Source organism: Streptomyces sp. NBC_01723, from assembly GCF_036246005.1.
Classification (GTDB): domain Bacteria; phylum Actinomycetota; class Actinomycetes; order Streptomycetales; family Streptomycetaceae; genus Streptomyces.
In genome coordinates this window covers 3460607-3484597 of the sequence record NZ_CP109171.1, presented here as the reverse complement: position 1 = coordinate 3484597, position 23991 = coordinate 3460607, and the positions used below count along the sequence as shown (strand labels likewise).

The 23991-nt window shown below is 74.8% G+C and carries 18 protein-coding genes (1 of these 18 running past the window's edge); 15 read left to right on the top strand and 3 right to left on the bottom strand.

What is annotated here, in order from left to right; genetic code table 11:
• Positions 1–2: 2 nt before the first annotated feature.
• From OIE75_RS15905 to OIE75_RS15835, 15 genes are all read left to right on the top strand, one after another.
• Positions 3–248 (top strand): phosphopantetheine-binding protein, encoded by a 246-nt coding sequence (locus OIE75_RS15905; RefSeq protein WP_122619752.1) that lies wholly within the window; start codon positions 3–5, stop codon positions 246–248.
• Positions 245–1465: a beta-ketoacyl-[acyl-carrier-protein] synthase family protein gene (locus OIE75_RS15900; RefSeq protein ID WP_307013012.1), complete on the top strand. Its 1221-nt coding sequence runs from the start codon at positions 245–247 to the stop codon at positions 1463–1465. Before OIE75_RS15905 ends, OIE75_RS15900 begins: the two co-directional genes overlap by 4 nt.
• A gap of 78 nt (positions 1466–1543) precedes the next feature.
• Complete coding sequence (locus OIE75_RS15895) at positions 1544–3370, top strand: acyl-CoA dehydrogenase family protein (protein ID WP_329471278.1); 1827 nt, start codon at positions 1544–1546, stop codon at positions 3368–3370.
• Positions 3367–4353 (top strand): beta-ketoacyl-ACP synthase III, encoded by a 987-nt coding sequence (locus OIE75_RS15890; RefSeq protein ID WP_329471277.1) that lies wholly within the window; start codon positions 3367–3369, stop codon positions 4351–4353. The genes OIE75_RS15895 and OIE75_RS15890 overlap by 4 nt, the downstream gene beginning before the upstream one ends.
• Positions 4354–4384: 31 nt before the next feature.
• Positions 4385–5599 carry an FAD-dependent monooxygenase gene (locus tag OIE75_RS15885; RefSeq protein WP_329471276.1) on the top strand — a complete coding sequence of 405 codons (1215 nt, stop codon included), beginning with the start codon at positions 4385–4387 and terminating at the stop codon, positions 5597–5599.
• 100 nt (positions 5600–5699) lie between these two features.
• Positions 5700–6509, top strand: a complete 810-nt coding sequence (locus OIE75_RS15880) for a hypothetical protein (protein WP_307013005.1) — start codon at positions 5700–5702, stop codon at positions 6507–6509.
• A gap of 41 nt (positions 6510–6550) precedes the next feature.
• Positions 6551–7702, top strand: a complete 1152-nt coding sequence (locus tag OIE75_RS15875; protein ID WP_307013004.1) for an inositol-3-phosphate synthase — start codon at positions 6551–6553, stop codon at positions 7700–7702.
• Complete coding sequence (locus OIE75_RS15870) at positions 7699–8574, top strand: SCO3242 family prenyltransferase (protein WP_329471275.1); 876 nt, start codon at positions 7699–7701, stop codon at positions 8572–8574. Before OIE75_RS15875 ends, OIE75_RS15870 begins: the two co-directional genes overlap by 4 nt.
• The gene (locus OIE75_RS15865) at positions 8571–9443 is read left to right on the top strand and encodes a sugar phosphate isomerase/epimerase family protein (protein ID WP_329471274.1); all 873 of its coding nucleotides are present in this window, start codon (positions 8571–8573) and stop codon (positions 9441–9443) included. The genes OIE75_RS15870 and OIE75_RS15865 overlap by 4 nt, the downstream gene beginning before the upstream one ends.
• A complete protein-coding gene (locus tag OIE75_RS15860; RefSeq protein ID WP_329471273.1) occupies positions 9440–10075 on the top strand; it encodes an EboA domain-containing protein in 636 nt (211 codons plus the stop codon). The genes OIE75_RS15865 and OIE75_RS15860 overlap by 4 nt, the downstream gene beginning before the upstream one ends.
• Positions 10072–10926, top strand: a complete 855-nt coding sequence (locus OIE75_RS15855; RefSeq protein ID WP_329471272.1) for a TatD family hydrolase — start codon at positions 10072–10074, stop codon at positions 10924–10926. Before OIE75_RS15860 ends, OIE75_RS15855 begins: the two co-directional genes overlap by 4 nt.
• A gap of 6 nt (positions 10927–10932) precedes the next feature.
• The gene (gene eboE, locus OIE75_RS15850; protein ID WP_329471271.1) at positions 10933–12093 is read left to right on the top strand and encodes a metabolite traffic protein EboE; all 1161 of its coding nucleotides are present in this window, start codon (positions 10933–10935) and stop codon (positions 12091–12093) included.
• Between the two features lie 53 nt (positions 12094–12146).
• Positions 12147–13472: a nucleotide pyrophosphatase/phosphodiesterase family protein gene (locus OIE75_RS15845; RefSeq protein ID WP_443078446.1), complete on the top strand. Its 1326-nt coding sequence runs from the start codon at positions 12147–12149 to the stop codon at positions 13470–13472.
• A gap of 93 nt (positions 13473–13565) precedes the next feature.
• Entirely contained in the window at positions 13566–14567 is a 1002-nt protein-coding gene (locus OIE75_RS15840; RefSeq protein WP_307012993.1) for a clavaminate synthase family protein, read from the top strand.
• A 39-nt stretch (positions 14568–14606) separates the two neighbouring features.
• Positions 14607–16451: an ABC transporter ATP-binding protein gene (locus OIE75_RS15835; protein ID WP_329471269.1), complete on the top strand. Its 1845-nt coding sequence runs from the start codon at positions 14607–14609 to the stop codon at positions 16449–16451.
• 78 nt (positions 16452–16529) lie between these two features.
• Here the strand turns inward: OIE75_RS15835 and hasP are convergent, their stop codons facing one another.
• The 3 genes in view from hasP to OIE75_RS15820 are tightly spaced (at most 56 nt apart) and all read right to left on the bottom strand, a layout consistent with a single transcriptional unit that may run on beyond the window.
• Complete coding sequence (hasP, locus tag OIE75_RS15830; RefSeq protein WP_307017954.1) at positions 16530–17399, bottom strand: 3-hydroxyasparagine phosphotransferase; 870 nt, start codon at positions 17397–17399, stop codon at positions 16530–16532.
• 56 nt (positions 17400–17455) lie between these two features.
• On the bottom strand, positions 17456–18274 hold the full coding sequence (locus OIE75_RS15825; protein ID WP_122619762.1) for an alpha/beta fold hydrolase: 819 nt from the start codon (positions 18272–18274) through the stop codon (positions 17456–17458).
• Between the two features lie 4 nt (positions 18275–18278).
• Positions 18279–23991: the 3' portion of a non-ribosomal peptide synthetase gene (locus OIE75_RS15820; protein ID WP_329471268.1), read on the bottom strand. The gene runs 1508 nt beyond the window's last position; 5713 of the gene's 7221 nt are visible here — the last part of the coding sequence; its start codon lies beyond the right edge, outside the window; the stop codon is at positions 18279–18281.

Genomic DNA, 23991 nt, shown 5'->3' with positions numbered 1-23991 from the left:
CCATGAGTACGGACCCCAAGTCGGTTGTGCACGGGATTCTGGCCGAGGATCTGGAAGTGGAGCCGGCGGACATCACGGACGCGGCGCTGCTGCGGGACCTGGAGCTGGACTCGCTGGCCGTCGCCGAGCTGATCGTGCGGATCAAGGAGGAGACCGGCGTGGACCTCGCCGGTGAGGAGACGCGGATCGCGGATCTCAGCGTGGGGGAAGTCGTCTCGCTGGCCGGCGCGGGTCTGGAAGCGGCGTGACCGAGGGGCCCGTGGCCATCACCGGTGCCGGACTGGTGACGCCGGCCGGCACCGACGCCGACTCGACCTGGGAGGCGATGTGTGCCGCCGAGTCCCTGGAGAGCGGTGATCCGGAGCCGCTGGCCGGTACCGGGGCCTGGCACAGTCTGCGGGTGCCCGAGCTGCGGCCGGGGCAGTTGACCGGGCGCGGGACCGCCCGTACCGATCCGTTCATACGGTTCGCCCTCGCCGCCGTCGAGGAGGCGCTCACGCAGTCGCGGCTCGATCCCGGTAGCTGGGACGGCAGCCGGGTGGGGATCGTGGTCGGCAGCGCCTTCGGGGGTGTCACCACGCATGACGAGCAGCACCGGCGGATGGAGCGGCAGGGCGCGGGCATGGTCTCGCCGTACCTGCATCCCCGGGCCCTGATCAACATGGCCGCCGGGACCATCGGTGCGCGGTACGGGATCACCGGGCCGGGGCACACCGTGGCCGCCGCCTGCGCGTCCGGCGCCTCCGCCTTCGGGCTGGGCAAGATGCTGCTGGACGCCGGTGTCTGCGACACGGTCGTCGCCTGCGGCACGGACGCCGCCATCACCCCCCTCGTCGTCTCCGGGTTCGCCCGCATGGGCGCGCTGTCCGAGCAGAAGGCGACCGACGCGTCCCGGCCGTTCGCCGCCGACCGCGACGGCTTCGTGATCTCGGAGGGTGCCGCGGCCGTCGTGATGGAGAAGCCGGCGAAGGCCCGCGCCCGGGGGGCCGAGGTGCTGGGGCGGCTGCTCGGGCACGCCGACACCTCCGACGCGCATCACCCGACCGCCCCCCGTCCGGACGGCGCGGGCGCCGCGGCCGCCGTCGAGCGGGCGCTGGCGGCGGCGCGCATGTCGGTGCGGGACGTGTCCTCCGTCAACGCGCACGGCACCTCGACCCCGCAGAACGACCAGACGGAGGCCCGCCTCATCGCCCGCCTCTTCCCGCACGGCCCGGCCGTCACCGCCAACAAGGGCCTGCTGGGCCACACCCTCGGCGCGGCCGGCGCCATCGAGGCCGTACTGACCCTGCGCAGCCTGCGCACCGGCATCCTCCCGCCCATCGCGCACACCGAGCGGGCCGACCCCGGCCTGCCCGACCTCGACCTGGTCCTCGGCGGCCCGCGCCGGCACGGCGGGAGCGTCGCCGTGAGCACCTCCTTCGGCTTCGGCGGCAGCAACTGCGCGCTCGTACTCGACGCCGCCTGACCCCCACATACACAACTCGCGGTCGCACCGTCATGCCCTGACGTCGCCCGGGTGCGTGCGGCCATTCCTGGAGAGTTCATGACGCAACGCGAAGAAGAGCTGGCCCGTGTCCTCTCCGGGCCCGAGTTCGCCACCATCCGGCCCGACGACCTCAGCGTCCGCGACTACAGCCTGCTCACGCTGCGCCGGGCGCGGCTCCTCAACGGGGCCGGGTTCGCGGCGAATTCGCTGTGGCTGGGACGCGGTGACAGCGACCGCTTCCCCGAGTTCCTGCGCACCATGGGCTGGATCGGCGCGTACGACCTGTCCCTGCTCAACGTCCTCGTCTCGCACCAGATCGCGGGCGACGCGCTGCTCAGCCACGCCGGTACGGAGCAACTCGACTCCTGGACGGCGGAGATCGACTCGATGGAGCGGATGTACTGCTTCGCCGGGTCCGAACTGCTCGCCGGGTCCGATCTGAAGCAGGTGCGGACCGTCGCGACGTACGACCCCCGCGACCGCACCCTGGTGCTCAACACCCCGCGGCCCGCCGACAGCAAGGTGTGGACCGGTAACAGCCTGCACAGCGGCGACGTGGCCATGGTGCTGAGCCGGCTGGTGGTCGGCGGGCGGGACGAGGGGCACCACTGGCTGCGGGTTCCGCTGCGCGCGGACGGGCGGGTGCTGCCCGGCGTGCGGATCGGGCGGGCCGAGCCCAAGGGCGGCGTCACCGCCAACCAGACCGGTGTGCTGACCTTCACCGACCACCGGCTTCCGCTGTCCGCCCTGATGAACCGGTGGGCGTCGGTCGATGAAGAGGGCAGGTACAGCTCCCCGTTGCCGCGGCATCGGCGGTTCGAGGAGTGTCTGGCCACCTTCACACACGAGCGGCTCTTCCCCTCGGTGGGCGCGGCGTACGCGCAGCTGCTCGCCTGCGCGATCACCACCCGGTTCGCGGCCGTCAAGCAGACCTTCGGCCGGCCGCTGCTCGGCCACGAGCACTACCGCATGCGGCTGACCGCGGCCGTGGGCCGTTCGCTGGGCGCCCGGCACGCCATGGCCGCGCTGTCCGACATCGCGGTGGCCCGCAGCGCGCAGGGGGCCCCGGCCCGCGACCAGGTGCTGCACGCCCTCATCTCCTGCGGGAAGTCCGGCTCGACCGGCGACGCCCGGCACACCCTCGCCGAGACCCGGGAACTGTGCGGCGGGCTCGGCTACCACGACGCGAACCAGATCGCGCCCCTGCTGCACGACTACGAGATCGCCGTCACCTTCGGCGGCGACAACACCGTCCTCGGCTACCAGGCGACCCGGTTCGCGCTGCGCCACCGCGCGGACTTCGACAGGGTGCTCGACGAGGCGGCCGCCGGGGCCACGCGCCTGGACGCCGCCCGGGTGCTGCGGGCCGTCTGCTACGCCCTGCTCGACCGGGTGGAGCGGGACGGCGCCGGGGAGGCCAGCGCCCAGTGGAGCCGCGCCGTCCACCAGATGCTGGCGATCGGCCACTGGGCCCGCGAGGCCGCGAACCCGTTGTCCGAGCGGCTGCTGGGGCAGTACGCGGCGGCCTGTGTGCTGGAGCACGCGCTGACCGGGCTGCGGGCCGGGATCCTCGACCAGGACGCGCTCCTCGGGTTCGAGGCGGCCCGGCACGAGGCGGCCGGCGCGTCCCTCGACGCCGAGGCGCTGCTGGGTGAACTGGCCGTTCCCGAGGGGCTGATCAGCGCGCCCATCGCCCACCCCGACTTCGCGGAACGGCACGCCGCCGTGGCCCACGCCGGGTCCGGGCAGCCCACGCACCCGGCCCCCGCCGACGCCGCTCCCGACGCCCACGCCCACGCCCAGGCCCAGGCAGAAGCCGATGCCCACGCCGCATCCGGCGCCCACGCCACCCCCGGCGCCGTCCAGGCGGGAGTGCGCCCGTGACCGCGTCGAGCGACCGCGTCGGCGCCGTCGTCACCGGACTCGGCACCTGCCTGCCGGAGACGGTCGTCACCAACGACGAGTTGTCCCGGCACCTGGACACCGACCACGCCTGGATCCACAGCCGCACCGGCATCGAACGCCGCCGCCGCGCGTCCGCCGGGACCACCACCGGGGACCTCGCCGTGACCGCCGGGGCCGCCGCGCTGAAGTCCGCCGGACGCGACGACTGCGACCTCGTACTGCTCGCGACCACGACACCGGACCGGCGCTGCCCCGCCACCGCCCCCCGGGTGGCGTCCCGGCTCGGGCTGCGGGCCGCCGCGTTCGACCTGTCCGCCGTGTGCTCCGGGTTCGTGTACGGGCTGTCCGTGGCCGACGCGATGATCACCGCGGGCACCTGTGAGCGGGCCCTGGTCATCGGCGCGGACGTCTACTCGTCGATCGTCGACCCCGGCGACCGGGGTACGGCCGTCGTCTTCGGCGACGGGGCCGGCGCCGTCCTCCTGGAGCGCGGCCGGACCGGTGATCCGGGTGCGGTGCTCCACACCGAACTCGGCAGCGACGGCACCGGCGACGACCTGATCACCATCCCGCCGGACGGCGACCACCTCACCATGCGGGGCAGCGACGTCTACGCCCGCGCCGTGACGACCATGACGGAGTCCGCGCGCTCCGTGGCCGCGCACGCGGGCTGGGACCTGGCCGACGTGGACGCCTTCGTCGGACACCAGGCGAACCTCCGCATCCTCACCTCGGTCGCCAAGCGCCTCGGCCTGCCCCGGGAGCGGGTGGTGTCGAACATCGCGGACGTCGCCAACACCGCCGCCGCGTCCATCCCCCTCGCGCTGGCCGACGCGGCCGCCGAGGGACGTGTCGGCTCCGGGGACCGGCTGCTCCTGACCGCCTTCGGCGGCGGCCTCACCTGGGGTTCCGCCGCCGTCGTCTGGTCGGGCGCGGAACCCGTGCAGGACCAGCGGAGCTGACCGCACCGAGCGCACGAGAGGAAGGGACAACGTGGTGCCGAAGCTGCGGATCGCAGTGGTCGGCGGGGGCATCGGCGGACTCGCCGCCGCCCTCGCCCTGACCCGGAAGGGCCATGAGGTACGCGTCTTCGAACAGGCGCCGGAACTCAGGGAATCGGGCGTGGGCATGCACCTGGGCCCCAACGGCAGCCGCATCCTGGAGCGCTGGGGCCTCGGCGAGCGGCTGCGCGCCCTCGGCGTACGGCCCACCGGCATGGAGGTGCGGGACTGGTCGCACGGCGCCACCCTGGTGCGGCAGCCGATGGGCGAGGAGTGGCTGGCCGAGTTCGGGGCGCCGTACTACACGATCCACCGGGCCGACCTGCACACCATGCTCGCCGAGTCGCTGCCGTCCGGCGTGGTGCGGGCGGGACACCGGCTCGAGCGGTTCACCGAGACCGGGCGGGAGGTCCGGCTGGAGTTCGCCGGCGGCGCCACCGCCGAGGCCGACGTGCTGATCGGCGCGGACGGGGCGCACTCCGTGGTGCGCCGCACGCTCGCCGGGCCCGACACGGCCGTCTTCTCCGGCCAGAGCGCCTTCCGCGGCATCGTCGCCCGCGACCAGGTCCCCGGCCTGCCGGGCGACACCCTGCTGGTGTGGGCCGGACCGGACGCCCGCATGCTGGTGTACCCGGTGCGCGGCGGGGAGTTCCTCACCTTCGTCGCTGTCGTGCCCGACGCGCGCTGGCGGCTGGAGTCGTGGAGCGCCCCCGGCGAACTGGACGAACTCGCCGCCCGCTTCGACGGCTGGAACCTCGACGTCAAGTCGCTGGTCGCCGCGGTGCGGGAGACCCGCCGCTGGGCGTTGTACGACCGTGAGCCGCTGGCCCGCTGGAGCGCCGGGGCCGTCACCCTCCTCGGTGACGCGGCCCACCCGATGCTGCCCCACCACGGCCAGGGCGTCAGCCAGGCCGTCGAGGACGCGGCGGTCCTCGCGCACTGCCTGGACGCGCCGTCCGCCGCCGCGCCCTCGACCCCCGCCGGCCGGCGCCTGATCGCGGACGCGCTGGACGCCTACGAGGGCGTCCGCAGGCCGCACACCACCCGGGTCCAGCTCGGCTCCCGGGGCGGCGGCTCGCAGCGGCTGCGGCCCGACGAGGACGGCGGCGAGTCCACCGGAACGATGTCCTCCCTCGTCCAGGACGTGTCCTGGATCCAGCGCCACGACGCCGAGGCCGACCTGCCGGACCTGCCGCGGGCCCATTGAACCGGCCCCCGTGCCCACCCCCGTGAACCCACCCCGTGAACCCACCCCCGTGAACCCACCCCCGTGAACCCACCCCGCGCGAGAGAACCAAGGAGAATCCATGTCGAACAGCAGCAACCTCGGCCGACGAAGGCTGATGACCACCACCCTCGGCACCGTCGCGGCCGTCGGCCTCGGCGCGGGCACCGGCCTCCTGGGCGCCGCCCCGGCCGGTGCCGCCGAGCGGCCGGCCGCCACCCCGCACCGCGGCCGCGGCGACGACTTCCCCGACGTGCCCGGCATGCTCGGCGACCGCCGCGCCAACGAGCTCTGGTACATGTTCGACGAGACCACGCTCTACAACGTGGGCCCGGAACTGGAGCAGGCGTTCACCGACATCGAGACCGCCCTCGGCGACGGCTGGGAGCGGGCCATCTTCGACGCCTGGATGGCGATGGCGGCCACCAGCGACTACCCGAACAACTTCATCGAGTACGTCACCCCCATCAAGGGCCCGCTCGCCGTCCTCTCCAAGGCCCAGCTCGGCGTCTTCGACGACTACTACCGGCCGGGCAGCCACGGCGTGGTCAGCGCCTTCGCGGACTTCGCCCAGGGCGTGCTCTACGACCCCCGCCGGGAGCGCCCGGTGCACACCATGAACGGCAACCCGCCCCCCGGCTACCACATCTGGTTCATCTTCATGCGCTCCATGATGCTGCTGGGCATCGACCGCCACCGCTGGGAGCGGATGGCCCCGGTCAACGCCATGGCGTGGGCGATCCAGGCCATCGCCAAGCCCACCCAGACCGAGGTCAAGGAGCCGCTGCCGCGCCAGGTCGTGGCCCGCGAGGCCGTCAAGTGGCTGCCGCGCAGCGTGCGTCAGCTCGACCGCGACTTCCTGTCCTACCCGCTCCCCGAAGGCATGAGCTGACGGACGCCCCACCCCCGCGGGAACGACAGGAGGAGACATTCATGCGTACCGGAATCTGGCTGGTGGGTGCCCGCGGCTCGGTGGCCACGACGACCGTCGTCGGCGCCGCCGCGCTGCGCGCCGGACTGGTGCCGGCCACCGGCTGTGTGAGCACGCTCGAAGCCTTCGACGGCGTGCCGCTGCCCGGCTTCGACGACCTGGTCTTCGGCGGACACGACGTCGTCGACACGAGCCTGGTCAAACGGGCCGAGCAGCTCGCCGACGCGGGCGTCGTGCCGCGCGGCCTGCCGGGCGTGCTGACCGCGGAACTCGACGCGGCCGACGCCGAGATCAGGCCGGCGCCACCGGGCACGGAGAGCGGCGACCAGGCGGCGGCCGCCGAGGCGCTCGTCGCCGACCTCACCGGATTCCGGGAACGCCTCGGTCTGGACCGGGTCGTCGTCGTGAACGTCTCCTCCACCCAGCCGCCCGCCGCACCGCACCCGGCACACGCCTCGGCGGCGGCGCTGCGCGAGGCGCTGGCGCGCGGTGAACGGCCGCTGCCCGTCAGCTCCCTGTACGCCTACGCGGCACTGCGGGCCGGCTGCGCCTTCGTCGACTTCACCCCGTCGACGGGGGCGCGCCTGCCCGCGCTGGACGAACTGGCCCGGGAGCGGGGCCTGCCGTACGCGGGCAGCGACGGCAAGACCGGGGAGACCCTGGTCAAGTCGGTGCTGGCGCCGATGTTCGCCCGCCGGGCGCTGCGGGTGCGCTCCTGGTCCGGCACCAACCTGCTCGGCGGCGGCGACGGCGCCACCCTCGCCGACCCCGAGCGCGTCGTCAGCAAGAACGCCTCCAAGGGGCTGGTGCTCGAAGCGGAGCTGGGCCACGCGGTGGACGGCGGCGTGCACATCCACCACGTCCCCGACCTCGGGGAGTGGAAGACCGCCTGGGACCACGTGACGTTCGAGGGCTTCCTCGGGGCGCGCATGACCCTCCAGTTCACGTGGCAGGGCTGCGACTCCTCGCTGGCCGCGCCGCTCGTGCTGGACCTGGCCCGGTTCACGGCCCTCGCGCACCGCGCGGGCGTCGCCGGGCCGGTGCCGGAGCTGGGCTTCTTCTTCAAGGACCCGGTCGGCAGCACCGAGCACGACCTGGCCGCGCAGTACGCGACGCTCGTCGGGTGGGCGCGTGCGGTGGGGGCGCCGGCGTGAGGCCCCTGCCGCGGGCGCGCGACCTGGCCCGCCTGGTCCGGGCCCCGGCCGCGCTGTCGGTGCCCGGTGACGTCCTCGCCGGCGCGGCGGCGGCGCGGCTGCCGCTCCGTCCCGAACTGCTCGGCATGGTGGCGTCCTCGGTCTGCCTGTACTGGGCGGGCATGGCGCTCAACGACTACGCCGACCGCGACCTCGACGCCGTCGAGCGGCCCGAACGCCCCATCCCCTCCGGGGCGGTCACGCCCGCCGAGGCCCGCGCGGTCGCCGGTGGGCTCACGGCGGCCGGCCTCGGCCTCGCGGTGCTCGCGCGCGGTCGGCGGGGGCTGGCGACGGCGGTGCCCCTGGCCGGGGTCGTCTGGGCGTACGACCTCGCGCTGAAACCCACCCCGGCCGGTGCCGCCGCGATGGCGGCGGCCCGCGCGCTGAACGTGCTGGGCGGCGCGGGACCCGGCGGACTGCGCCGGGCGCTGCCCGCCGCGGCCACCGTGGGCGTGCACACCGGCATGGTCACGCGTCTGAGCCGGTACGAGGTGAGCGGTGCGCCGCCCGCCGTCCCCCGGCAGGCCCTCGCCGTCGGCGCGGCGGTCAGCGCCGCCGTGCTGGTGCGCGGCCACCGCCGGCCGCCCCGGGACCGGGCGCTGGCGGCGGCGCTCACGGCCGTGTACGCGTACGGCGGCTCGGCGGCGCAGCTCACGGCCGCGCGGGCGCCGTCTCCGCCGCACGTCCGGCGGGCGGTGGCGGCCGGCATCCACGCGCTGATCCCCTTGCAGGCGGCGCTGACCGCGACCGCCGGACGCGGTACCGCGGGCGCCGCGCTGGCCTGCGCCCTCCCGTGGGCCCGCCGACTCGGCAGAAAGGTGTCCCCCACATGACCGCGCCCATCAGATTCGGGTACGGCACCAACGGCTTCGGCGACCATCCGCTGGAGGACGCGCTGGCCGTCCTCGCGGACCTGGGGTACGAGGGCGTCGGCCTCACCCTCGACCCGCGCCACCTCGACCCGTTCGCCGACGACCTGCCCCGGCGGCTGGACCGGCTCGCCACGCGGCTGGACCGGCTCGGTCTCGCCGTCGTCGTCGAGACCGGCGGGCGCTACGTGCTCGACCCCTGGCGCAAGCACCAGCCGGTGCTGATGTCCGCCGAGGGCGCGGAACGCCGGGTCGACCTGCTGCTGCGCGCCGTGCGGATCGGCGCCCACCTCGGCGCGGAGTCGGTGTCCTTCTGGAGCGGCGCCGCCCCGGCGGACACACCCCGGCAGGTGGTGTGGGACCGGCTGCTGTCCGGCTGCGCCACGGTCGTCGAGGCCGCCGCGGAGGCCGGAGTCACCCTGGGCTTCGAGCCCGAGCCCGGCATGTTCGTGGACACCCTCGACGCCTACGACGAACTGCTCCGCAGGCTCGGCGGCCCGGACCCGCTCGGCCTGACCCTGGACATCGGGCACTGCCGCTGCCTGGAGCCGCAGCCCGTCGCCGACTGCGTACGGCGCTGCGCCGACCGGCTGGTCAACGTGCAGATCGAGGACATGCGCCGCGGCACCCACGAGCACCTGGAGTTCGGCAGCGGGGAGATCGACTTCCCGCCCGTGCTCGCCGCCCTGGCCGGCACCGGCTACCGCGGCCTGGTCTCGGTGGAACTGCCCCGCCACAGCCACGCCGCCCCCGAGGTGGCCCGGCGCTCCCTGGACTTCCTGCGCACGGCCGAGTCCCACACCCGCGCCACGGCCCGGGGAGCGGCAGCGTGAGCGCCGGGTCCGCCGGCCTCGTCGCCGCCCTCCCCCCGGAGGCCGCCGGCTGGCTCGAGCGGGGGCGTGCCGTCGTTCGCGAGCAGCCCGGCGAGGTCGACGGCTTGTTCGCGGTCGCCGCGCGGAAGTGTGGGCGGGGCGCGCTGGGCGCCGTGCCGGGGTGGAGTGTCGACGACGCCGTGCGGGCGTCGCTGCTCGCCGCGCTGCCCCTGACCGGTGCCGAGCTGGCCGCCGTCGTGGCGCGGCTGTACCGGGTCGGGGGCGGGCCCGAACGGCGGGCCGTGCTGCGGTCGCTGGCGCTGCTGGAGGCCGACGGCGACCTCGGCGACCTGGGACTGCCGCTGGTCGAGGACGCGCTGCGGTCCAACGACCCGAGGCTGATCGCCGCCGCCGTCGGCCCTTACGGTGCCCGCCGTCTCGGCGCGCACGCGTTCCGGCAGGCCGTCCTCAAATGCGTGTTCACCGGCATCCCGCTGGACCGGGTGGCGGGTCTGGCCGGACGCGCCGACGCCGAACTGGACCGGATGATGGCCGACTTCGCCGCCGAGCGGAGCGCCGCGGGACGGACCGTACCGCCCGACGTCGCCGAGTACCTGCACACCCACCGCGTATCCACGGAGGCCACGGCGTGACGCGCATCTTCGACCCGCACATCCACATGACGTCCCGCACCACCGACGACTACGAGGCGATGGCCGCCGCCGGGGTCCGGGCCCTGGTCGAACCCGCCTTCTGGCTCGGTCAGCCGCGCACCGGTGTCAGCTCCTTCACCGACTACTTCGACTCGCTGCTCGGCTGGGAGCCGTACCGGGCCGAGCAGTTCTCCATCCGGCACCACTGCGCGCTCGCCCTGAACCCCAAGGAGGCCAACGACCCGCGCCTGGACGGAGTGCTCGACGTGCTGCCCGACTACCTGGTCCGGGACCGGGTGGTGGCGGTCGGCGAGATCGGCTACGACTCCATGACACCCGCGGAGGACAAGGCGTTCGCCGTCCAGCTGGAGCTGGCCGTCCGGCACGACCTGCCCGCCCTCGTGCACACCCCGCACCGCGACAAGGCGGGCGGCACCCGCCGCACCCTCGACATGGTCCGCGAGTCCGGCATCGCACCGGGGCGGGTCGTCGTCGACCACCTCAACGAGGTGACGGTGCGCGCCGTCGCGGACAGCGGCTGCTGGATGGGCTTCTCGATCTACCCCGACACCAAGATGAGCGAGGACCGCATGGTCGCGCTGCTGCGCGAGTACGGCACCGAGCGGATCCTGGTCAACTCCGCCGCCGACTGGGGCCGCAGCGACCCGCTGAAGACCCGCCGCACCGCCGACGCCATGCGCGCCGCGGGGTTCACCGAGGACGACGTCGACCAGGTGCTGTGGCGCAACCCGGTCGCCTTCTACGGCCAGAGCGGACGCCTCGAACTCGACGGCCCCGACGGGACGCCCGCCGAGTTCGAGGGCAGCTCCATCCGCCGCGGGGAGAGGTAGCCGGCCGTGCGCCTGACGCACCCCGACGGCACCACCGTCCACCTCGCCTACTGCACCAACGTGCACGCGGCCGAGGACCTGGACGGCGTCCTCGCCCAGCTGGCCCGCTACGGCGAGCCGGTGCGCGAGCGGCTCGGCGCCGACCGGATCGGCCTGGGCCTCTGGCTGGCTGCGCCGGTCGTCACCGCCCTGACCGCCGACCGCTCCGCGCTCGACCTGCTCCGCAAGGAACTCGACCTGCGCGGCATCGAGGTCGTCACCCTCAACGCCTTCCCCTACGCGGGCTTCCACGCCCCGACCGTCAAGAAGGCCGTCTACCGCCCCGACTGGACCGAGCGGCCCCGCCTCGACCACACCCTGGCCTGCGCCCGCGTCCTCGCGGAGCTGCTGCCGCCCGACGCCGCCCGGGGCTCGGTCTCCACGCTGCCGCTGGCCTGGCGGGCACCCCGGTCGCCGGAGCGCGACGACCTCGCCCGGCGCCACCTCGACCTGCTCGCCGAGGGCCTGGCCGCCGTCGCGACGGACACCGGGCGCACCGTGCGCGTGGGGTTCGAACCGGAGCCGGGCTGCCTGATCGAGACGACCGGGCAGGCGGTGCGCCGGCTCGCGGACGCCGACCACGCCTGGCTCGGCGTCTGCGTGGACACCTGCCACCTCGCCGTCGCCTTCGAGGAGCCGGGGCCCGCGCTCACCCGGCTCGCGGCGGCCCTGCCCGTCGTCAAGACCCAGGCGTCCTGCGCGGTGCACGCCGACCGGCCGGCCGATCCGGCGGCCCGCGCCGCGCTGGCCGCCTTCGCCGAACGGCGTTTCCTGCACCAGACCAGGCAGACCGCGCCGGACGGCCCCCTCGCCGCCGACGACCTGCCCGAGGCGCTGGCGGGCGCGCTCCCCGGCGACGACGCGTGGCGGGTCCACTACCACGTGCCCGTCCAGCGCGACCTGCCGCCGCCCCTGCGCAGCACCCGGCCCGAACTGGTCGCCGCGCTGACCACGCTGCTCGGCGGACCGGCCGCGCTCACCGACCACGTGGAGGTCGAGACCTACACCTGGCCGGTGCTGCCGGGCGCCCCCGACGGCGGCGGACTCGTCGACGGCATCGCCGGTGAACTCGCCTGGACCCGCTCCACCCTGACCGCCCTCGGCCTGACGGAGGAGACCACCCCGTGAAGCGCCTGCTCGTGCTGGACGTCGTGGGGCTCACCCCGCGCCTGCTGGCCCACATGCCCCGTCTCTCGGCGCTCCGCGACGCCGGCGCGGGCGCCCGCCTGGACACCGTGCTGCCCGCGGTCACCTGCTCGGTGCAGTCGACGCTGCTGACCGGGGCGCCGCCCGCGGAGCACGGCGTCGTCGGCAACGGCTGGTACTTCCGCGAGCTGGGCGACGTACTGCTGTGGCGGCAGCACAACCGGCTCGTCGGCGGCGAGAAGGTGTGGCAGGCGGCCCGCGCGCTGCGGCCCGGCTACACCGTCGCCAACGTCTGCTGGTGGTACGCCATGGGCGCCGACGTCGACTGGACGGTGACCCCCCGGCCCGTCTACTACGCCGACGGCCGCAAGGAACCCGACTGCTACACCCACCCGGCGTCCCTCCACGACGAACTCACCGACCGGCTCGGGCCGTTCCCGCTCTTCCACTACTGGGGCCCCACCGCCGGCATCGTCTCCTCCCGCTGGATCGCCGACGCGGCCCGCCACCTGAACCGCACGCACCGGCCCGACCTGAACCTGGTCTACGTACCGCACCTCGACTACGACCTCCAGCGGTACGGACCGGACAGCCGCCGTGCCCGCCGGGCCGCCGCCGAACTGGACCGCACCCTGGCGCCGCTGCTGGACGAGGCCCGCCGCGACGGTGTCACCGTCGTGGTGCTCAGCGAGTACGGCATCACCCCGGTCAGCAGGCCCGTCGACGTCAACCGGGCGCTGCGGCGGGCCGGGCTGCTGGCCGTGCACACCCAGGACGGCATGGAGTACCTGGACCCCTGGACGTCCCGCGCCTTCGCCGTCGCCGACCACCAGGTGGCGCACGTCTACGTCCGCGACCCCGCCGACCTGCCCCGGGTCGAGGAGCTGCTGCACGGCCTCGACGGGGTCGCCGAGGTGCTCGACGAGCGGGGGAAGAAGGAGCACGGCCTCGACCACGAGCGGGCCGGGGAACTCGTCGCGGTCGCCCGGCCCGAGGCCTGGTTCACCTACTACTACTGGCTGGACGACGCGCGGGCCCCGGACTTCGCCCGCACCGTCGAGATCCACCGCAAGCCCGGCTACGACCCGGCCGAGCTGGCCTTCGACCACAACGCCCCGGTGGCGGCCCGGCGCCGCGCGGCGACCGCGCTGGCCCGCAAGAAGCTCGGCCTGCGCTACACCATGAACGTCGTCCCGCTGGACGGCTCCCGGGTCCGCGGCAGCCACGGACGGCTGCCCGACGACCCCCGGGACGCGCCCGTGCTGCTCGTCTCCGACCCGCACGCGCCCCTGGGGGAGGCCGTCGCCGCGACGGAGGTCAAGGAGCTGCTCCTCGGCCTGGCCGGGCTCACCGGAACCTGAATTTCCGCTCATGCTCACTCGATACGCGGCCGATAACGACGGCCCATAGCGTCACGAGTGCACACAAAAGGAATGTGGACGGAGGCTCTGACAATGGCTGCGAATGCCGCACGGTCGGCGCCGCGTTACGACGTGACGCTGAACCAGTCGGACGCGGAACTCGTCGAGGAAATAGCCTGGAAGCTCGCCACTCAGGCGACCGGGCGGCCCGACGACGCCGAATGGGTCGAGGCGGCCAGGAACGCCTGGCACGAATGGCCCGCGAACCTGCGCAAGAAACTCGCCGAATTCCGCCGGGACTCGGGACCGGACGGCGGCATGCTGCTGCGCGGGCTGCCGGTCGACTCGATGGGGCTGCCGCCGACCCCGGCGGTCAACGGCTCCGTGCAGCGCGAGCCCTCGCTGGGCGCCGCGGTGCTGCTGATGGTGGCCTGCGGACTGGGCGACCCCGGCGCGTTCCGGCCGGAGAAGAACGGGGCCCTCGTCCAGGACGTCGTCCCCGTGCCGGGGATGGAGGAGTTCCAGGGCAACGCCGGCTCGACCCTGCTGACGTTCCACAACGAGAACGCCTTCCACGAGCACCGCCCCGACTTCGTGATGCTGCTGTGCCTGCGGGCCGACCCCACGGGCCGGGCGGGCCTGCGCACCGCCTGCATCCGGCAGGTGCTCCCACTGCTCTCCGACCGCACCGTGGACGCCCTGTGGGCACCGGAGTTCATCACCGCCCCGCCGCCGTCCTTCAACCTGAGCGGCCCCGGCGAGGCGGCGGGGCCCGTCCTCCTCGGCGACCCGTCGGACCCCGACCTCCGGGTGGACCTGGCCGCCACCGAACCGGTCACCGAACGCGCCGCCGAGGCCCTGCGGGAACTCCAGGCCCACTTCGACGCCACCGCGACCACCCACCGCCTCGCCCCGGGCGAACTGGCGATCGTCGACAACCGGGTCACCGTCCACGGCCGCACCGAGTTCACGCCCCGCTACGACGGCACCGACCGCTGGCTCCAGCGCACCTTCGTGCTGACCGACCTGCGCCGCTGCCGCGCGATGCGCCCGGCCGACGGCTACGTGCTCGGAGACGCGCCACAGCCCGCCTGACCGGCGAAGCCCCCGCAGTGAAACAGGAGTAGGAGTCCGATGACGAGCACGCAGACCAGGGAGCGACCGCCCGCTCCGGACGCCGGGGCGAAGAGCGCGCCGGAACCCGGGCCGCCGGCCCCGCCCGCCCGTAAGGTCGGGCTGCGCTCCCTGTTCCCGTATCTCCAGGGCTACTGGCCGACGCTGGGGATCGTCGCGGTGCTCTCGCTGGTGGTGACCCTCCTCACCCTCAGCCAGCCGGTGCTCACCCGCGACGTGCTCACCGACATCGAGGCGGACCGGCCGGTGGGCCGGCTGGTCGCCCTGCTCATCGGCGTCCTCATCGTCGTGGCCGTGCTCGGCGGCGTCCGCGACTACCTGCTCCAGCGGGCCGCCGAGGGGCTGGTCCTGACCGCCCGGCGGCGGCTGGTGGCCCGGCTGCTGCGGCTGCCCATCACCGAGTACGACCGGCGCCGCACCGGCGACATGCTCTCCCGGGTCGGCGCCGACACCACGATGCTGCGCGCGGTGGTCACCTCGGGCCTGTTCGACACCGTGACCAACGTCGTCATGGTCGGCGGCTCCGCGCTCATGATGTGCCTGATCGACCCCACCCTGTTCGCCGCCACCGCCCTCGGCCTCGGCCTCGGCGTCCTCGCCGTCGTCGGGCTCTCCCGCCGGGTGCGGGGCGCCTCCCGCGACGCCCAGGACCGGATCGGCGAGATGACGTCCGCCGTCGAGCGCGCCATCTCCGCCGTCCGCACGATCCGCGCCAGCGGCGCCGAGGAACGCGAGGGGCACGCCGTCGACGGCTACGCCAAGGAGGCGTACCACGCCGGTATGCGCATCGCCCGGCTCCAGGCGATGATCAACCCGATCACGTCCACCACCATCCAGGTCGCGTTCCTCGTGGTCCTCGGCCTGGGCGGCGCCCGGGTGGCCAGCGGCGCCATCCAGGTCGGCGACATGGTCGCCTTCGTGCTGTTCCTGTTCATGCTCTGGTTCCCGCTCGGCCGCGCGCTGACCGCCTACTCCCGGCTCCAGTCCGGGCTCGGCGCCCTCCAGCGCATCGAGGAGATGGTGGACCTGCCGCAGGAGACCGACAGCGCCGCCGCGGGGACGCTGACCGTGCGGGAGCGGACCCGGCCCGATGCGGAGACCGGCGCCGGACGGCCGCCCGCGATCGAGTTCGACCGGGTCAGCTTCGGCTACGACGACGGCGAGACGGTCCTGCGGAACGTGTCCCTCACCGTCCCCCGCGGCACCCGCACCGCCCTGGTCGGCCCCTCCGGGGCGGGCAAGTCCACGCTGCTGTCGCTGGTGGAACGGTTCTACGACGTCACCTCGGGCGTCGTACGGGTCGGCGGCACCGACGTACGCGACCTGCCGCGCCGGGAGCTGCGCCAACGCCTCGGCTACGTCGAGCAGTCGGCGCCCGTCCTCGCCGGCACCGTCCGCGACAACCTGTCCCTGGCCGCGCCCGACGCCACCGACGACGCCATGCGGGAGGTGCTGCGCTCGGTCAACCTCCTGGGCGTCGTCGAGCGGGCGCCGCTCGGCCTGGACACCGAGGTCGGCGAGGGCGGCGTCCTGCTCTCCGGCGGCGAACGGCAGCGGCTCGCCCTGGCCCGCACCTTCCTCGCCGCGCCGCCGATCATGCTGCTCGACGAGGCGACCAGCAACCTCGACGCCCGCAACGAGGCCCTGATGCGGGAGGCCATCGGCACCGTCACCGCCGACCGCACGCTGCTCGTGGTCGCCCACCGGCTCTCCACCGTCGTGGACAGCGACCAGATCGTCGTCCTGGAACACGGCGAGGTCGTCGCCGCGGGCCGGCACGAGGAACTGACCGGCACCAGCCCCCTCTACCGCGAACTGGCCAGCCACCAGCTGCTCATCCAGTAGTCCCCCCCACGAACCCCCACACGAAGGGGCCTCCCGGTGACTTCACCGGGAGGCCCCTTCGTGTGTGCCGCGGGCCGGTCAGCCCGCCGTCGCCAGGCACTGCCGGACCCGGTGCCGGGTCAGCTCCCAGGCGGCGTCGAGCCGCACCGCCCGGGCCCGCGAGGCGTCGTCGGTGAACCGCCGGTGGGCGCGGCGCTCGCGGTAGAGCAGCAGCGTCAGGTTCACCAGGAACGGCATCATCCCGTCCCGCTCGTCGGCGCGTTCGGCCACCGCCACCTCGATCCGGGCCCGGGCGCCGGGGACGTCCCCGAGCAGCATCCAGAGCTGGGCGAGGTCGAGGCAGGGCAGGTACAGGGCGCTGCTCGCCCAGTCGATCAGGACCTGCCGGCCGCGGCTGCGGACCACGTTGGCGAGGACCAGGTCGCCGTGGCCGAACTCGCGGGGCTCGCCGCACAGTTCGAGGAGCCGGAGCAGCGACGCCCAGTGCGCGTCGTCGAAGACGCCCTGGGCGTGCACGCCCTCCAGCATGCCCCGGTAGTCCACCGACCAGCCCTCGGCCAACGCGGGGTGCCAGTGGCGCAGCCGCTCCACCGCCGCCAGCACCCCGTCCAGGTCCTCGCGGGAGACGGGCGTGACCGGGAACCGGTCGGGCGCCAGCACCTCCCCGGCGAGCCGCTCCATGACCAGCACGGCACGCTCCTTGTCGGAGGCGAACCGCCGGGGCACCGGCACCGGCGGCGCCACCGCGTCGAACAGGTCGTACGTGTCGATCTCACGCAGGCACTGGCGCCGCCAGTCGGGGGTGCGCACCTTGGCCAGCGCCTCGACGCCGTCCAGGGACCCGCCCACCACCAGGGAGGTGCGGCTGCGGTAGACGACCTCGCCGGGGGCGAAGCCGGGGCACACCTCCAGGGCCAGCCCGAGCAGGTGGCGGTCGTCGGGCGTCAGGGTCCCGGACGCGGTCTTCGGCGCGGTCTCGGACTCGGTCTGCAAGGCGTTCTCCTTCACCGACGCAGGAATTCGACGAGGCTCTTGTTCACCGCGTCCGGTGACTCCAGATAGCCGTAGTGCCCGCAGTCGGGCACCAGCTCGTACTCGGCGCCGGGGATCGCGTCGGCGACCTCCCGGCCCAGGTGGGGCGGGGCGATCAGGTCGTCCTGGAAGGCGATGACGCGGGTGGCGGCCCGGATGCCGCGGTACGCCTCGCGCCGGTCGGGCATCATGCCGACGCCGAGCTGGGCCCGGTGCCCCGGCCCGGAGACCCGGGTCAGTTCCAGCACGTCGAGCCAGTCGCGGGCCTGCCGGTCGTTGTCGAGGGTGCGGGGCGAGAGGTTCTGCATGGCCTGCACGACCGCCTCGTAGGCGGCGGGCAGCTCGACCCCTTGGTCGTACAGCTCCATCTCCGCGCGGCACAGCGCCTCGCGCAGGGCGTCCGGGCGGGCCCGGGTCGCCATCAGCACCAGCCGGTCCACGAGGTCGGGCCGGGACAGGGCCAGTTCCTGGGCGATGTGGGCGCCCATGGAGATGCCGGCCACCCGGCAGGGGCCCAGGCGGAGTTCCTCGACGAGCGCCGCGGTGTCGGCGACCAGGTCGTCGATGCCGAAGCCGCCGGGGCACTCCTCGCTGGGGGCGATGCCCCGGTTGTCGAAGCTGATCACCCGGTGGCCGGCGGCGACCAGGGCGGGCACCTGGTGCAGGTGCCAGGCCCGGCCGCTGCCGCCCGAGCCCATCACCAGCAGCACGGCCGGTGCCGAGCCGCCACCTCCCGGCGGCGCGCTGTCGTAGTAGTTGATCCGGATGTCGTTGACGGTGATGACAGGCATGGCGTCAGGCGACCTCGGACGAGGGGTTCATGGCGGTGACTCCTTCGGGCGGAGGGGTTGCGGGAACCGCGGGACCGGCGGCCCGGTCCAGGCGTTCGGCCAGGGCCCGGCCGATGACGGCGAGGGCGGTGTCGGACTGCACGAGCCCGAGGTGGTCGGCGTCGACGCCGACCCGTTCGATCCGGCCCGTCACGTGCGGGCGCCAGGACTCGGCGCCGCGGCGGGCCAGCTTGCCGGCGTCGGCCCGTTCGGCGGCCAGCACCAGCACGTCGCCGTCGTAGGTACCGGGGGTGTGGCCGCGCATCAGCCCGGCGTTGTTCATGAACACCTGGAGGACGGCGGCCAGTTCGTCCTCGTCCAGACGGCCCATCGGGTCGCCGGAGGCGTTCAGGAACGCCCGGTAGCGGGCCGAGGGGAAGCGGCCGCCGGTGAGTTCCTCCTCGGTGACGGCGAACCCGGCGTCACGCAGGTTGTGCGCGAACACCTCGGCCAGCGGCGTCTCCGCGCCCGAGCCCGCCTGGCGCGGATAGGCGTCCAGGAAGGCCAGCAGCTCCACCTCCTGGCCGCGGGCGCGCAGTTCGGCCGCCATGGCGAAGGCCACGTTGCCGCCGAGCGACCAGCCGAGCAGCCGGTACGGCCCCTCGGGCTGCGCCTCCTGGACCAGGTCCGCGTACTCGGCGGCCATCTCCTCCAGCGTCGCGGGCAGCGGACCGTCGCCGTCGAGTCCCGCGGCCTGGATGCCGTAGACCGGGATGTCGGCGGGCACATGGCGCACCAGGCCCGAGTAGCACCAGCTCATGCCGGAGCCGGGGTGGACGCAGAACACCGGACGGGCGGTGCCGGTGGCGCGCAGCGGGAGCAGGCGCTCCATCGGCTCCCGGCCGCCGCGCGCCGCGAGCCGCACCGCCAGGTCGGCGACGGTCGGGGCGGCGAACAGGTCGCGCACGCCCAGCTCCTCGCCCAGCTCGGCGCGGACCCGCTCCACGAGCCGGATGGCGAGCAGGGAGTGGCCGCCCAGGTCGAAGAAGCCGTCGTCCAGACCGACCAGCTCCAGATCCAGGACCTCGGCGAAGAGCCGGCACAGGGTCTCCTCGCGCGGGGTGCGCGGCGAGCGGCCCTCGGCCGTGCGGTACTCGGGCGCCGGCAGGGCGCGGTGGTCGAGCTTGCCGTTCGGGGTGAGCGGCAGCGCGTCCAGGACGACGAGGGCGGCGGGCACCATGTACTCGGGAAGGGTGGCGCGCAGCCGCTGCCGCAGCGCGGCGGTGTCCACGGCGGCACCGGCGTCCGGCACGACGTAGCCGACGAGACGGCGGTCGCCGGGCGTGTCCTCGCGGACCAGCACGGCCGCCTGCGCGACGCCCGGCTGCCGTGCCGTCACCGCCTCGATCTCGGCCGGTTCGACGCGCATGCCGCGCAGCTTGACCTGGGTGTCGGTGCGGCCCAGGTACTCCAGCTCGCCGTCCGCGGTGTGCCGGACCAGGTCGCCGGTGCGGTACATCACGCTGCCCGCCGGGCCGAACGGGCTCGCCACGAAGCGGCCCGCGGTCAGCGACGGCCGGCCGAGGTAGCCGCGGGCGAGGCCGGGTCCGCGCACGTACAGCTCACCGGGCACGCCCGGCGGGACCGGCTGGAGGGCGTCGTCCAGGACGTAGCCGGCGGTGTCGGCGATCGGGGTGCCGATCGGCGGGACGACCGCTCCCGACAGCGGGGCGCTCATGGTCGCGCAGACCGTGGTCTCGGTCGGCCCGTACGAGTTGCGCATCAGGCGCCCGGCGGACCAGCGTTCGACCAGTTCCGGCGGGCAGGTCTCGGCGGCGACGACCAGCGTCGTCCCGGCGGGCAGCGCCCCCTCGGGGATCAGCTGGAGCACCGCCGGGGTGATCGCCGCGTGGGTGACCCGATGGCGCACCGCCAGCTCCGCGAGGGCGGGACCGGGGACGGTGCCGGGTTCCGCGACGACCAGGGCCGAACCGGTCAGCAGGCCCATCGCCAGTTCCCAGAACCCGCCGTCGAAGGCGGGGGACAGGTGGTGCAGGACGCGGCTGCCGGGGACGACGCCCAGCTGAGAGGTGAAGATGTCCAGCAGGGCGGGCAGGCCGGTGTGCGTCACGGTGACGCCCTTGGGGCGGCCGGTGGTGCCGGAGGTGTAGATGACGTACGCGGGGTGGCGCGGCAGCAGCGGCGCCAGCCGGTCGGCGTCGCGCAGGTCGCCCGGGTCCTCGTCGTCCGGGGTCTGCTGTGGCTCCTGGTCGAGCAGGAGCAGGGGCACGTCCGTGTCGGGGAGACCGGAGGAGACCTCGGCGGTCGTCAGGAGCGCGACCGGCGCCGCGTCCTCCAGGGTGCCGGCGATGCGCTCCGCCGGGTGGGCCGGGTCCAGCGGCAGGTAGGCGGCGCCGGTCTTGGCCACCGCGAGGACGGCGACGGGCAGTTCGACGGAGCGGGGCAGGGCCAGCGCGACCAGCCGCTCGGGGCCGGCGCCCCGCGCCACCAGCAGCCGCGCCAGCCGGTTGGCGCGGGCGTTGAGCCGCGCGTAGGTCAGCGACTCGTCGCCGAGGACCACCGCCTCGGCGTCGGGGCGCTCCCGCACGTGCCGCTCGAACAGGTCGGGCAGGGTGGCCGGGGCGAGACCCTTCGCGGTGGCGTTCCAGTCCTCGACGACCCGGTGCCGCTCGCGCGGGCCGAGGACGTCGATGCGGCTCAGCGGCCGGTCGGGGTGGGCGGCCGCGTCGGCGAGCACCCGCACGAAGCGGTCCACCAGCGCCTGCGCGGTGCCGTGGTCGAACAGGTCGGTCCGGAAGTCGAGGACGCCCGCGACCCCGTCGGGGGTGTTGTCCGCGGCCCGGCGTTCGGTCACCGAGAACCCGAGGTCGACCTTGGCCGCCGTCGCCGCCGAACCGCCCGCCCCGCTCACCGTCAGCCCGCCCGGCAGCGCCGGGGCGCCCTCGCCGTCCCCCCTCTGCGGGGCGGCGCTGCGGAGCGCGAGGACCACCTGGAAGAGGGGGTGGTGGGCGAGGGAGCGGGTGGGGTTGAGGGCTTCGACGAGGCGTTCGAAGGGGAGGTCCTGGTGGGCGTAGGCGGTGAGGTCGGTGTCGCGTACGCGGGTGAGGAGGTCGCGGAAGGTGGGGTTGCCGCTGGTGTCGGTGCGCAGGACGAGGGTGTTGACGAAGAAGCCGATGAGGTGGTCGGTGGCGTCGTCGGTGCGTCCGGCGATGGGGGTGCCGATGGGGATGTCGTCGCCGGCGCCGTGCCGGGTGAGCAGGGTGGCGAGCGCCGCCTGGAGCACCATGTAGAGAGTCGTGTCCGTGGCCCGCGCGAGGTCGCTCAGTCGGGTGTGCAGCTCGGCGGGGACGGTGAAGGCGACCCGGTCGCCGGTGTGGTCGGCGGTGGCGGGGCGCGGCCGGTCGGTGGGGAGGTCGAGCTGCTCGGGCAGCCCGGCCAACCGCTCCTTCCAGTGGGCCAGTTGTCGTCCCGCGAGGCTGTCGGCGTCGGAGTCGTCACCGAGCACGCCGCGCTGCCAGAGCGCGTAGTCGGCGTACTGGACGGGCAGCGGCTGCCAGGCGGGCGCGGCGCCCGCGCAGCGGGCGGTGTAGGCGGCGGTGAGGTCCTGGGCCAGGGGAGCCCGGGACCAGGCGTCACTGGCGATGTGGTGCACCAGCAGCAGCAGGACGTGCTCCTCCTCCGACAGTCGCAGCAGCCGCGCGCGTACGGGGATCTCCGCGCCCAGGTCGAAGGAGTACCGGGCCGCCCGCGCGAGGTCGGCCTCGTACGCGGCCTCGGTGGAGTCGGCCGTCTCGAAGACCAGCCGGACCTCCTCGGGGCGGTGCACCACCTGCCGGGCGCCGCGCTCGTCCTCGGCGAACGTCGTCCGCAGGCTCTCGTGCCGCCCGATCACGTCCAGCAGCGCCTCGCGCAGCGCGTCCGGGCGCAGCGGTCCGGAGAGCCGCAGCGCGGTCGGGATGTTGTAGGTGGGGCTCGGCCCCTCCAGCAGGTGCAGGAACCACAGGCGCTGCTGGGCGTACGAGAGCGGTATCCGCTCGGGACGCGGCTGCGCCGTGAGGGCGGCGCGCGCCCGGCCGGCGTGGTCGAGCGTCCCGGCGAGCGCGGCCGGCGTCGGCGCCTCGAAGAACTGCCGGATCGACAGCTCGGCGCCCAGCGTGGTGCGGATCCGGCTGACCAGGCGGGTGGCGAGCAGGGAGTGCCCGCCGAGGTCGAAGAAGTCGTCGTCGACGCCGACGCTCGGCAGCGCCAGGACCTCCGCGTACAGGTCGCAGAGGATCTCCTCGCGCGGGGTGCGCGGCGCCCGGCCCGCCGTCCGGCCGGTGTACGTGGGCGCGGGCAGCGCCGCCCGGTCCAGCTTGCCGTTCGGGCTCAACGGCAGGGCGTCCAGCGTGACGTACGCCGAGGGCATCATGAAGTCCGGCAGCGAGCGGGCCAGTCCGGCGTGGACGGCGGCCTCGTCCCAGCGGACGTCGCCGTCCGGCACGACGTACGCGACGAGGCGCTGGTCGCCCGGCTGGTCCTCGCGCAGCACGACCGCGGCCTGGCGCACGCCCGGTCCGGCCGTGACGGCGGCCTCGATCTCGCCCAGCTCGATGCGGTACCCGCGCAGTTTGACCTGCCGGTCCGCCCGGCCCGCGAAGACCAGCTCGCCCCCCTCGGTCCAGTGCGCGAGGTCACCCGTGCGGTACATGCGGCTGCCCGGTGCGCCGAACGGGTCGGCCGGGAACCGTTCGGCGGTCAGCCCGCCCCGGCCCAGGTAGCCGCGCGCCAGCTGCACGCCCGCCAGGTACACCTCGCCGTCCAGGCCCGGCGCCACCGGCCGCAGCGCCGCGTCGAGGACGTACACCCGCACCCCCTCGTGCGGGGTGCCGATCGGCACCGGCCCCGCCGGCACCGCGCGGTCCGGGTCGATCCAGTGCTCCAGGCAGTGTCCGGTGGCCTCGGTGGGTCCGTAGACGTTCACCACCGTCACGTCCGGCATGGTCTCCCGCCAGGGCGCCAGGACCTCGCCGCGCAGCTCCTCACCGCCCAGCGTGATGGTGCCCGACGGCGACACGTCCTCGGGCATGGTGGTGAGCAGCGCCAGATGGGACGGGGTGCCCTTCATGAACGTGGCCCGGCGGAAGCCGGGTTCGCTCACCGCGGTCTCGGCGAGCGCGCGCAGATCCGTCAGCCGGACGCAGCCGCCGCTGATCAGCGGGGCGTGCAGGGAGCCGACGCTCTGGTCGAAGGAGGCCGACGCCTGCATCACGGACAGCCCCGAGATGTCCGGCGCCTGCGAGGACCGGCAGTGGCGGACGAACGCCGACAGCGCCCGGTGCTCGACGACGACACCCTTGGGGCGGCCCGTCGTGCCCGACGTGTAGATGACGTACGCCGGATGCCCCGGCAGCAGCGGGCCCGAGCGGTCCGCGTCGGAGAGGCCGCCACCGGAGTGCCGGGCCAGCGACCGGCCGGTGCCGGGGTCGTCCATCACGAACGTCAGCGGCCCGCTGCACTCCTCGCCGATCCGGGCGTCCACGTCGGAGGTGGTGAGGACGAGCGCCGGGTCGGAGTCCTCGATCATGTACCGGATGCGGTCCGGCGGGTACTCCGGGTCGATCGGCACGTAGACACCGCCCGCCTTGAGCACCGCCAGCATGCCGACGACGAGTTCGGTGCGGCGCGGTACCGCCACCGCCACGGGCCGTTCCGGGCCGACGCCCAGCTCGATCAGG

What these genes read in the sequence shown, in the direction of transcription:
- OIE75_RS15835 (WP_329471269.1), top strand. Translation starts at nt 14,607, where the DNA reads ATGACGAGCACGCAGACCAGGGAGCGACCGCCCGCTCCGGACGCCGGG.
- OIE75_RS15865 (WP_329471274.1), top strand. Translation starts at nt 8,571, where the DNA reads ATGACCGCGCCCATCAGATTCGGGTACGGCACCAACGGCTTCGGCGAC.
- OIE75_RS15875 (WP_307013004.1), top strand. Translation starts at nt 6,551, where the DNA reads ATGCGTACCGGAATCTGGCTGGTGGGTGCCCGCGGCTCGGTGGCCACG.
- OIE75_RS15825 (WP_122619762.1), bottom strand. Translation starts at nt 18,274, where the DNA reads ATGCCTGTCATCACCGTCAACGACATCCGGATCAACTACTACGACAGC.
- OIE75_RS15895 (WP_329471278.1), top strand. Translation starts at nt 1,544, where the DNA reads ATGACGCAACGCGAAGAAGAGCTGGCCCGTGTCCTCTCCGGGCCCGAG.
- OIE75_RS15880 (WP_307013005.1), top strand. Translation starts at nt 5,700, where the DNA reads ATGTCGAACAGCAGCAACCTCGGCCGACGAAGGCTGATGACCACCACC.
- OIE75_RS15905 (WP_122619752.1), top strand. Translation starts at nt 3, where the DNA reads ATGAGTACGGACCCCAAGTCGGTTGTGCACGGGATTCTGGCCGAGGAT.
- OIE75_RS15845 (WP_443078446.1), top strand. Translation starts at nt 12,147, where the DNA reads ATGCCCCGTCTCTCGGCGCTCCGCGACGCCGGCGCGGGCGCCCGCCTG.
- OIE75_RS15840 (WP_307012993.1), top strand. Translation starts at nt 13,566, where the DNA reads ATGGCTGCGAATGCCGCACGGTCGGCGCCGCGTTACGACGTGACGCTG.